An 8,377-nucleotide genomic window follows, 5' to 3' on the forward strand; every position below is an offset into this window, starting at 1 on the left:
CCGTTGCATTGGCCGTGATCACCGGCGCCGACGCCATGAACATCGAGGTGAAGCTCAATGTTTTCTGCATCTGAAGCTGGACCGAAACGCTGTTGTTCCAGTTGGCGCCATTCGCCGGATAGCCAATGACTGCTGGGCCGAGCAGCGCATATTTCGTTTGATTGTTCTTGGTGATGTCGGCGTTGACCTGGGCCGTCACATCCTGACTGGCGACCTTGGCGTAGACGCCGGCGAGCGCGGCGGAGTCCGCCGTGCGCTGCAGCTGTCGCTTCCACAGCACCCACTGGATGGAATCGCTGGCGAGGCCGGCCGCACCGACCAACATCGGCAAGGCAGCCGCCCCGATCAGCAAGGCGTTGCCGCGCTTGTTGGTCCACAGCGATCGCATGAACTTAAGCATTCGCTTTCCCCGACATACCTGTCTCTCGGCCTCTGATAGCTGCCGCAAGGTAAGGGAAAGGTGCAGCAGATTGGTTAAGGCTTGGTAACGGTCCCTGGTCGAGACGCTTGAAGCCTTACCGTGCTATATCTATAATACACTGAAAGCCGCTTGCGCGGTGCGGGTGGAGTGTCCACCTTCTGGCGCGACGACGAAATTTGAGGTGAGGGAATGGCGAGCGACCCGACGACGACCGCGGCAACGGCAACCAAGCTCACACTGGATCCGCCCGCCGCACTGCAGCCGCTGGCGATGCAGGAAGCCGCCGGGCTGGTGCCGCTCAAGAGCGAGGAGACCAGCGAGCTCGACGGACGGGTTGCCAAATATGTCGACGAACTCGCCGCGCTCGACAGCAACAGTCCCGAATTCGGCAAGAAGGTCGATCAGCTGACGTCGATGGGCCGCAAGGAAATTGCCGACGCCGCCGGCGCGTCGAACCGCTTCCTCGACCGGCCGGTAAAGGCGATCGACAGCGACAGCGGGATCGGCGCCGACCTGACCGAGCTGCGCCGCACGGTCGAGGCGCTCGACCCCAAGGAAGCCAGCAAGGGTCGCAAGCTGCTCGGCATCATCCCGTTCGGTAACAAGGTGAACCATTATTTCGACAAATATCGCAGCTCGCAAAGCCATATCTCGAAAATCCTGAACAGCCTGGCCAACGGCAAGGACGAATTGCTGATGGATAATGCTGCGATCGACACCGAGCGCGCCGGGCTGTGGAAGACGATGCATCGGCTCGAGCAGATGATCCACATCTCGAAGAGCCTCGACGGCAAGCTGGAAGCCAAGGCCAACGACCTCGACGCGACCGACCCGGCCAAGGCCAAGGCAATCCGCGAGACGGCGCTGTTCTACACGCGCCAGCGTACGACCGACCTGCTGACCCAGATGGCGGTCAGCGTGCAGGGTTATCTCGCGCTCGATCTGGTCAAGAAGAATAATGTCGAGCTGGTGAAGGGCGTCGACCGCGCATCGACCACGACCGTGTCGGCGCTGCGCACGGCAGTGACGGTGGCGCAGGCGATGACCAACCAGAAACTGGTGCTGGAGCAGGTCACCGCGCTCAACACGACCACCGCCAACATGATCGATTCGACCGGCGAGATGCTCCGCACCCAGACCGGCGCGATCCATGCCCAGGCGGCGGCATCGACCATCCCGCTGGAGACGCTGCAGCGCGCCTTCCAGAATATCTATGACACGATGGACCAGATCGACCGGTTCAAGGTCGAGGCGCTGGCTAATATGAAGGTGACCGTCGACACGCTCGGCAACGAAGTCGCAAAGTCGAAGGGCTATATCGCGCGGGCCGAGGGCGTGAACCAGGGCAAGCTGGAGAATGGCACCTCGCCGCTGACTCCGATCGAGGCGAAGTGAGCCGATGACCACCGACCGGGTCGAAAAGGCGATCGCGCGGTTCGATCGCGTGACGCAAGCGCTCGACGCGCGCGCCGGGACCGGCGGCGACGCAGCGCGGCGCGAGCGGCAGCGGCTCAACGCCGGGCTGGGGCGGACAGCGGCACGGGTCGGTGCGGCAATCGTGGCGGTGGGCGTGCTGACGATCATCGTCGGCATAGTGATGCCGATCGGCATGTTCGGATTTCTTGCCGCCGTCGCGTTGGCGGTCGGGCTGGCAGCGCTGCTGATCGCGCTGCCGGTGCGCGATGCGGTTACCCTGCCGTCGGTCACGCCCGACCTTGCCAACGGGCCGATGGTCGACCGCTTCGACAGCTATCTGTTCCGCAGCCGCAAGGCGCTGCCCGCTCCGGCACAAGCCGAGATCGACCGGATCAGCGGCCTCTTGCCGCGTCTCAAGGAGGTGCTGGCCCGGGTCGAGACGCTCGATCCGGCGGCGCAGGACGCGCGGCGGCTGATGTCGCTCCATCTGCCCGGTCTGGTCGACCGCTACGTCAATGTTCCGGCCGCCTATCGCGCCGAAGTCGATGGTGAGGGCGTGACGCTGGACCAGCGGCTGCTCGATGGGCTGGCGGCCGGGCGGACCAAGCTCGATGAGGTGGCTGCTGCTCTGGCGCGCGGTGACGTGGCGGCCTTCGAGACGCAGGGCCGCTTTATCCAGTCGCGCTATGGCGAGGCCAATCCGGCGGGTGATCCGCCCGCCTAATAGCCCATTAGCGCGAGGACTTCCCGCCGCGACCGATTGTCGTCGCGGAAGCAGCCCATGATCCGGCTCGTGGTCATCATTACGCCAGGCGTGTTGACCCCACGCGCGCTCATGCAGGCGTGGCTGGCCTCGATCACCACCGCGACGCCGAGCGGATGGAGATGCTCCCAGATGCAGTCCGCGACCTCGGCCGTCAGCCGCTCCTGGACTTGAAGCCGCCGCGCGTACCCGTGTAGCACGCGCGCCAGCTTCGAGATGCCGACCACCCGGTCACGGGGCAAGTAAGCGATTGCCGCCGTGCCGATGATCGGCGCCATGTGATGCTCGCAATGCGACTGGAACGGGATATCCTTCAGCAGGACGATCTCGTCATAGCCGCCGACCTCCTCGAAGGTGCGGTGGAGGTGAACGGCGGGATCCTCGCCATAACCGCGCGCATATTCCTTCCACGCGCGCGCGACCCGGTTGGGGGTATCGACCAGGCCCTCGCGCGTCGGATCGTCGCCGGCCCAGAGAATCAGCGTCCGTACCGCGTCGGCGACCTCGTCCGGCACCGCAATCTTGGGCGGCGAGCGGACCAGGTCCCCGTCGTCGGGCGAGGCGCTCAAATCTCGTACTCCGGCCAGGCGGCGGGGTCGGCCGAACCGGCACGACGATGATTCATGTGCTCACCCAGCGACCGCACCGTCCGCCCGGCGGTCTCGGTGAACCAGCCCGGCACCAGCGCATGGACCAGGCAGGCGGCGCCGGCGACGATCATGGTGGCACCGATCAACAGCGCGCCGCGCCCATGCGTCGCCCAGCTCATGCCGAGCTCGCGCGGGTGGCGGGCGAACATCTCGTCGGCCAGTCCGCCGACGGCATAATCGCGGGGTTGATCGGTGATTATGTCCATCGCCCTTCGCCCTTCTGTTTCTGGTGGCCCCGGAGAGACTCGAACCCCCGACCTTCGGTTTAGGAAACCGCTGCTCTATCCTGCTGAGCTACGGAGCCATTTGCCCCCGATAGGGTGCGAACGTGCCCGAATCAAATGGCAGGAATGGGGCGGCGATGGGCCAACGCAGGAACCCGCCCGCGCACCTCGGCGATGCGCGCCAGATCGATCTCGGCGAAGGCCAGGTGCGGCGTGTCGCCCTCGCCCATGTCGAGCAATGTTTCGCCCCACGGATCGACGACCAGGCTGTGGCCATAGGTACGTCGCCCGTCTTCATGATGCCCGCCCTGTGCCGCCGCGACGACGAACAGTCCCGCCTCGATCGCCCGCGCGCGGAGCAATATGTGCCAGTGCGCCTTGCCGGTCGGGACGGTGAAGGCGGCCGGAATGACGATCGTGTCTGCGCCCGCCTCGGCCAGCCGGGCGAACAGCGCGGGGAAGCGCAGGTCGTAGCAAATCGTCAGGCCGAGCGCCCCGACCGGCGTGCCGGGAACCAGCGTGACCGCCTCGCCCGGGCGATAAGCCGCCGATTCGCGCCAGCGCTCGCCGGTCGGAAGGTCGACATCGAACAGATGGATCTTGTCGTAGCGCCCACGAATCTCGCCCGACGGATCGATGACGAAGCCGCGATTGGCGAAGCGGCCGGCCCCGGCCTGAAGCGCGAGCGAACCGAGGCTGATCCAGATCCCTTGCTTTGCGGCAGCCTCGCGCACCGCAGCCAGCGTGCGGTCGTCGGCTTCCGCGACGACATGCCCGCGCGCCCGCTCGCGATTGGCGTCGAGAAGGCCGGAGAGTTCGGGGGTGAACAGCATCGCCGCTCCGCCCGCCGTCGCCGTCGCAACCGCCGCGACCAGCGCGGCAGTGTTGGCGGCAGGATCAATCCCGCTCCGCGCCTGGTATAGCGCGACGCGTGGCATCAGGCGGCGAGCAGTTCGTCTAGCTTGCCGCGGCTTTCGAGTGCCATCAGATCGTCGCATCCACCGATATGCTGGCCGTCGATGAAGATTTGCGGGACGGTCGTGCGGCCGCCCGTGCGCTGGATCATTTCGGCCTTTTTCGGGCCGCCCATGTCGACCACATAATCCTCGTGCGCCACGCCCTTGCCGTCAAGCAGCTGGCGCGCGCGGATGCAGTAGGGGCAGGTCGTCTTCACATAGAGTTCCACTTTGGCCACGAAATACTCCTTGTCGTCGGGCGGTTCTAACGGTCGAATATAGGGGCACGCACCACCCGCGCCCAGCAAATCAGTTCGACCCGCGCCGCGCCGGCCCGTTTCAGGGCCCGGGCGCAGGCGTTTGCGGTGCTGCCGGTGGTCAGCACGTCGTCGACCAGGATGACGGTGCGGCCGGTGAGGTCGGACCCCCGCCGGGCGACGAACGCCCCCGCCACGATCCGCCGCCGCTGGCTGAAGCTCATGCCCTTCAGCGACGGGGTAGCGCGAGTTCGCTTGAGAAGACGCGGTGAGAGCGTGAGTTGCCGCATCCGCGCCATCTCGCGGGCGATCAGCAGCGACTGGTTGAAGCCTCGGCTGGCGACGCGGCGGCGGTGGAGGGGCACTGGCACGAGCAAAGCTTGCGGATCCACCGTCCCGAGCAGTGGCGACATGTAACGCGCCATTGCCTTGGCCAGCGCGACCTTGCGGCCATATTTGAGCCGAATCGCCAGCCCGCGCGAAATCTCGCCATAGGCGACGGCGGCGCGGGTCCGGACGATCCGTGGCGGCCGAGCGAGACAGCCCGCGCAGGTGCCGCTGTCGGTCGCCTCGAGCGGGATGCCGCAGGTGACGCAACCGCGCTCACCAAGAAAGTCGAGCGCGCTCCAGCACGGCGGGCAGAAACTGTGCAGCGTCGTGACGATTTCGCCACAGCCGGGGCAGCGCGGCGGCAGGACGAGGTCGAGCAGCCAGCGCCCGCCACGCCCGATGCCCGCCCCGATGGCCGTGCCCGCCAATGCAATCGTCATCGATCCTCCGCAGCCCCTTGTCGCGCGCAATGCGGCACCGCACAAGCGCGCGCCATGACCGGCCCGCTGTTCGACCATGCTCTCTTATCCCTTCGCCGCGCTCGCGCCACGCGCATCGGCGGGGGCGCATTCCTGGTTGAGCGAGCGTTCGACGACATGCTCGATCGCATCGGCATGGTGCAGCGACGTTTCGCCTCGGCGCTGATTTACGGCCACGCCGAACCATCTTGGCGGGAGCGGTTGCAGGCGGCGGGGATCGCCAATGTCGCGGTGGTCGAACCCGGCAGTGCAACACCCCTGCCCGATGCCGCCGACCTGTGCATCAGCATCGGCGCGCTCGATACCGCCGAGCCGCTGCCCGCCGTGCTCGCCGCGATTCGCCATGGGCTCGCCCCCGGCGCGCTGTTCATCGGTGCGTTCGTTGGCGGTGATTCCCTTCCCGCCCTGCGCAGCGCAATGCGCGCCGCCGACCTGGCCGGCGGCGCGGCGGCGGCGCATGTCCATCCACGCATCGACCCGCCGAGTTTCGCTGCGCTGCTCGCCGACGCCGGCTTCGCCATGCCGGTGGTCGACGTCGACCGGGTGCGGCTGCGCTATGCCGACTTGGGAGGGCTGGTTCGCGACCTGCGCGCGATGGGCGCGACCAATCGTTTACGCGAACGCCCGCGCACTCCGATCCTGCGACCCGGGCTCGCAGCCGCCCAGAGGGCCTTCGCGGCGCTCGCAAGCGATGGAAAGACGACAGAAACCGTGGAAATCCTGCATTTCGCAGGGTGGACTCCTGAAGCGATTGAGGAGTCTTATTGAAGGCTCACCGGCCATTAACCCCGCTTCGGATGAATTTTCTTAACCTTGCGGCTTTAGGTTTGGCAGCGTGGAAGTGGACCAGAGGAGGGTGGCGTGAAAGCTGTCCGAAGGATGTTGCGCATGCTCGTGACCGACGAGCGCGGCGCAACGGCGATTGAATATGGCCTGATCGCGGCGTTGATCGTCGTCGCGATGGTGGCAGCGCTGGGCTCGCTCGGCGGTGGCACGATGGGCATGTGGACGAAGATCAACAACGCGGTGCAGAACACCTGAGCCGAGCATCCGGGGCTGGACACCCCGGATCCCCGGCCCGGCACCTTCTAGCGGCGCGTGCCATAGACGATCAACTTGACCTTCGTTCCCGGTACCAGCCGTGACGAGGTCGAGAGATTATTGAGCGAAAGAAACCGCTCCAGCCGATAATCGCGGTAGGCCATTCGGCCCGCCAGCGATTGCAGCGTGTCGCCCGCGCGCACCGTCGCGACATCGATGACCCGCGGCCGCACTGCCGCCGCCTCGGCCGGCGTGATCCGTCGCAGCGACCCAACCATCTGCTGGAACGGGCCGATCCCCTGCCCGCCCTGAGTCAGCATGATGAAGTGATAGGCGCTCGTCGGACTCCATTCATAGGCGAAGATGCTCACGTCGACGACGCCCGAATCGGTCTGCGCGCGGCCGGTCGTGACCACCGCCGGGATGCCGTTGACCTGGGTACGCTGCAGCGGCCCCATCTGCACCTGCTGCTCGCCGCCCGTCAGTCCCTGGAGTACCTGGCCGACATACGCCTGCAGATCACCGTTATAGCGCCCGCCACCGAATTGCGCCTTGCCCGACGACCCGGCGATGGTCACCGCGTCGGTACCGTTCTGCATCTGGAAACCGACCGGGACGTCGAATCTCAGCCTGAGGTCGGGGTGGGTGAAGCTGGTCCCCTCGATCACCCCCTGCGCCGGATCGTCGTCGACCAATACACCGTCTAACTGCGCCAGAAAGGCATCGCGGTTACGCAGGCCGCGACCAACGCGCCCGGTCGCCTGCGCTAGCTGCTTCGCCTGGACCGAGCGGTTTTCCGACAGCGGGTGGGTGCTGGCCCATTCAGGGGTCGAACGCCCGGTCTTGCCCTGCACCCGCGCCTCCAGCGCCGACGACCGGGTCAGCGCGTCGAGCATCGTCGCCCCGGCGAGCGGATCATAGCCCGCCTGGGCGATGTAACCGATTCCGAGCTGATCGGCCTGATATTCCTGCGCGCGCGAGAATTTCAGCGTCGCCAGCTGACCATATTGCTGGATCCCCTGGCCGATCAGATTGCCGACCGCATTATTGCCGACGACCCCGCCCAGGATCGCGCCGAGCACACCGATGATTTGCGAACGTTGCGCGCTCTTCTGACGGGTGCGGCTATGGTCGGCCGCGACGTGACCGGTCTCGTGGCCCAGGACGAACGCCAGCTCGGCCTCGTCGCCCATCAGGCCCATCAGCTGGCGCGTGATGTAGACATAGCCGCCAGCGACCGAAAAGGCGTTCTCTACGGCCGAATTGAGCGTTGTGAAATGATAGACCTGGCCGGCGTTGGCAGTGCCGGAATAAGCGGACACACGGCGCCCGACATTGTCGACATAGGCGGCGCGCGGCCCGGTCATCGCCCCGCCGAACTCGGCGACGACCTGCTCGTGCTGCTTGGCCGCTTCGGCGACGTCGCTTTGCCTGAGTGTCCGAAGCTGAGCCAGCGCCGGCGTCGCGAGGACGGCGGCGGCGGTCAGCAGCATTATCGATTTGCGCATCATTCTCTCCCTGATCTCGTCGTAGGGAAGAATGGGTTCAACGCCATCCGGTTCCGTAACGATCAGCCGATGGCAAGGAACTTCGCCCGGCGCTGCGCGAGCAGCTCGTCGGGGGAGTGGCGTGCGCATCCGTCGAGCTCGTCGACCAGCACGGCCTTCAGCGCCTCGATCGCGCCTGCGGGATCGCGGTGCGCGCCGCCGAGTGGCTCGGTTACGATCCGGTCGACCACGCCGAGTGTTTTGAGGTCGGCGGCGGTGACCTTCATTGCCTCGGCCGCGTCCGCCGCCTTGTCCGCCGTGCGCCACAGGATCGACGCGCAGCCTTCGGGCGA

Annotated in this window: 11 protein-coding genes, 1 tRNA gene and 1 pseudogene; 4 read left to right on the forward strand and 9 right to left on the reverse strand. The window is 66.4% G+C overall.

The window, feature by feature from the left end; translation table 11 throughout:
- Positions 1-388 (reverse strand): Tad domain-containing protein (locus tag RMN84_RS04945; protein WP_309611088.1); only part of this gene is annotated, 388 nt, incomplete at its 3' end.
- 222 nt (positions 389-610) lie between these two features.
- Here RMN84_RS04945 and RMN84_RS04950 point away from each other — a divergent pair.
- Positions 611-1,816 (forward strand): toxic anion resistance protein, encoded by a 1,206-nt coding sequence (locus tag RMN84_RS04950; protein ID WP_309611089.1) that lies wholly within the window; start codon positions 611-613, stop codon positions 1,814-1,816.
- 4 nt (positions 1,817-1,820) lie between these two features.
- Positions 1,821-2,561 (forward strand): hypothetical protein, encoded by a 741-nt coding sequence (locus RMN84_RS04955; RefSeq protein WP_309611090.1) that lies wholly within the window; start codon positions 1,821-1,823, stop codon positions 2,559-2,561.
- On the opposite strand, the gene folE is transcribed toward RMN84_RS04955, so the two are convergent.
- From folE to RMN84_RS04985, 6 genes are all read right to left on the reverse strand, one after another.
- Positions 2,558-3,169 carry a GTP cyclohydrolase I FolE gene (folE, locus tag RMN84_RS04960; protein ID WP_309611091.1) on the reverse strand — a complete coding sequence of 204 codons (612 nt, stop codon included), beginning with the start codon at positions 3,167-3,169 and terminating at the stop codon, positions 2,558-2,560. The two genes, RMN84_RS04955 and folE, sit on opposite strands and share 4 nt — an antisense overlap.
- Positions 3,166-3,456, reverse strand: a complete 291-nt coding sequence (locus tag RMN84_RS04965; RefSeq protein ID WP_309611092.1) for a DUF6356 family protein — start codon at positions 3,454-3,456, stop codon at positions 3,166-3,168. Before RMN84_RS04965 ends, folE begins: the two co-directional genes overlap by 4 nt.
- Positions 3,457-3,477: 21 nt before the next feature.
- Positions 3,478-3,554 (reverse strand) — tRNA-Arg (locus RMN84_RS04970).
- Positions 3,555-3,587: 33 nt separating this feature from the next.
- A complete protein-coding gene (locus tag RMN84_RS04975) occupies positions 3,588-4,412 on the reverse strand; it encodes a carbon-nitrogen hydrolase family protein (RefSeq protein ID WP_309611093.1) in 825 nt (274 codons plus the stop codon).
- Entirely contained in the window at positions 4,412-4,669 is a 258-nt protein-coding gene (gene grxC / locus RMN84_RS04980; RefSeq protein ID WP_309611094.1) for a glutaredoxin 3, read from the reverse strand. Before grxC ends, RMN84_RS04975 begins: the two co-directional genes overlap by 1 nt.
- Positions 4,670-4,695: 26 nt before the next feature.
- Positions 4,696-5,457, reverse strand: coding sequence for a ComF family protein (locus tag RMN84_RS04985; RefSeq protein ID WP_309611095.1), 762 nt, complete (start codon positions 5,455-5,457; stop codon positions 4,696-4,698).
- Positions 5,458-5,511: 54 nt separating this feature from the next.
- Between RMN84_RS04985 and RMN84_RS04990 the strand changes: the two genes are divergently transcribed.
- The gene (locus tag RMN84_RS04990; RefSeq protein ID WP_309611096.1) at positions 5,512-6,264 is read left to right on the forward strand and encodes an SAM-dependent methyltransferase; all 753 of its coding nucleotides are present in this window, start codon (positions 5,512-5,514) and stop codon (positions 6,262-6,264) included.
- Between the two features lie 120 nt (positions 6,265-6,384).
- The gene (locus RMN84_RS04995; protein WP_309611097.1) at positions 6,385-6,537 is read left to right on the forward strand and encodes a Flp family type IVb pilin; all 153 of its coding nucleotides are present in this window, start codon (positions 6,385-6,387) and stop codon (positions 6,535-6,537) included.
- 47 nt (positions 6,538-6,584) lie between these two features.
- Here RMN84_RS04995 and RMN84_RS05000 read toward each other — a convergent pair whose 3' ends face one another.
- Together RMN84_RS05000 and RMN84_RS05005 are read right to left on the reverse strand one after the other, a co-directional pair.
- Positions 6,585-8,045: a M48 family metalloprotease gene (locus tag RMN84_RS05000; RefSeq protein WP_309611098.1), complete on the reverse strand. Its 1,461-nt coding sequence runs from the start codon at positions 8,043-8,045 to the stop codon at positions 6,585-6,587.
- A 62-nt stretch (positions 8,046-8,107) separates the two neighbouring features.
- Positions 8,108-8,377, reverse strand: a pseudogene (locus RMN84_RS05005) (acetyl-CoA carboxylase carboxyl transferase subunit alpha); the annotation flags it as partial.

The sequence above is a fragment of the Sphingomonas sp. genome (genome assembly GCF_031380695.1).
Lineage (GTDB): Bacteria > Pseudomonadota > Alphaproteobacteria > Sphingomonadales > Sphingomonadaceae > Sphingomicrobium.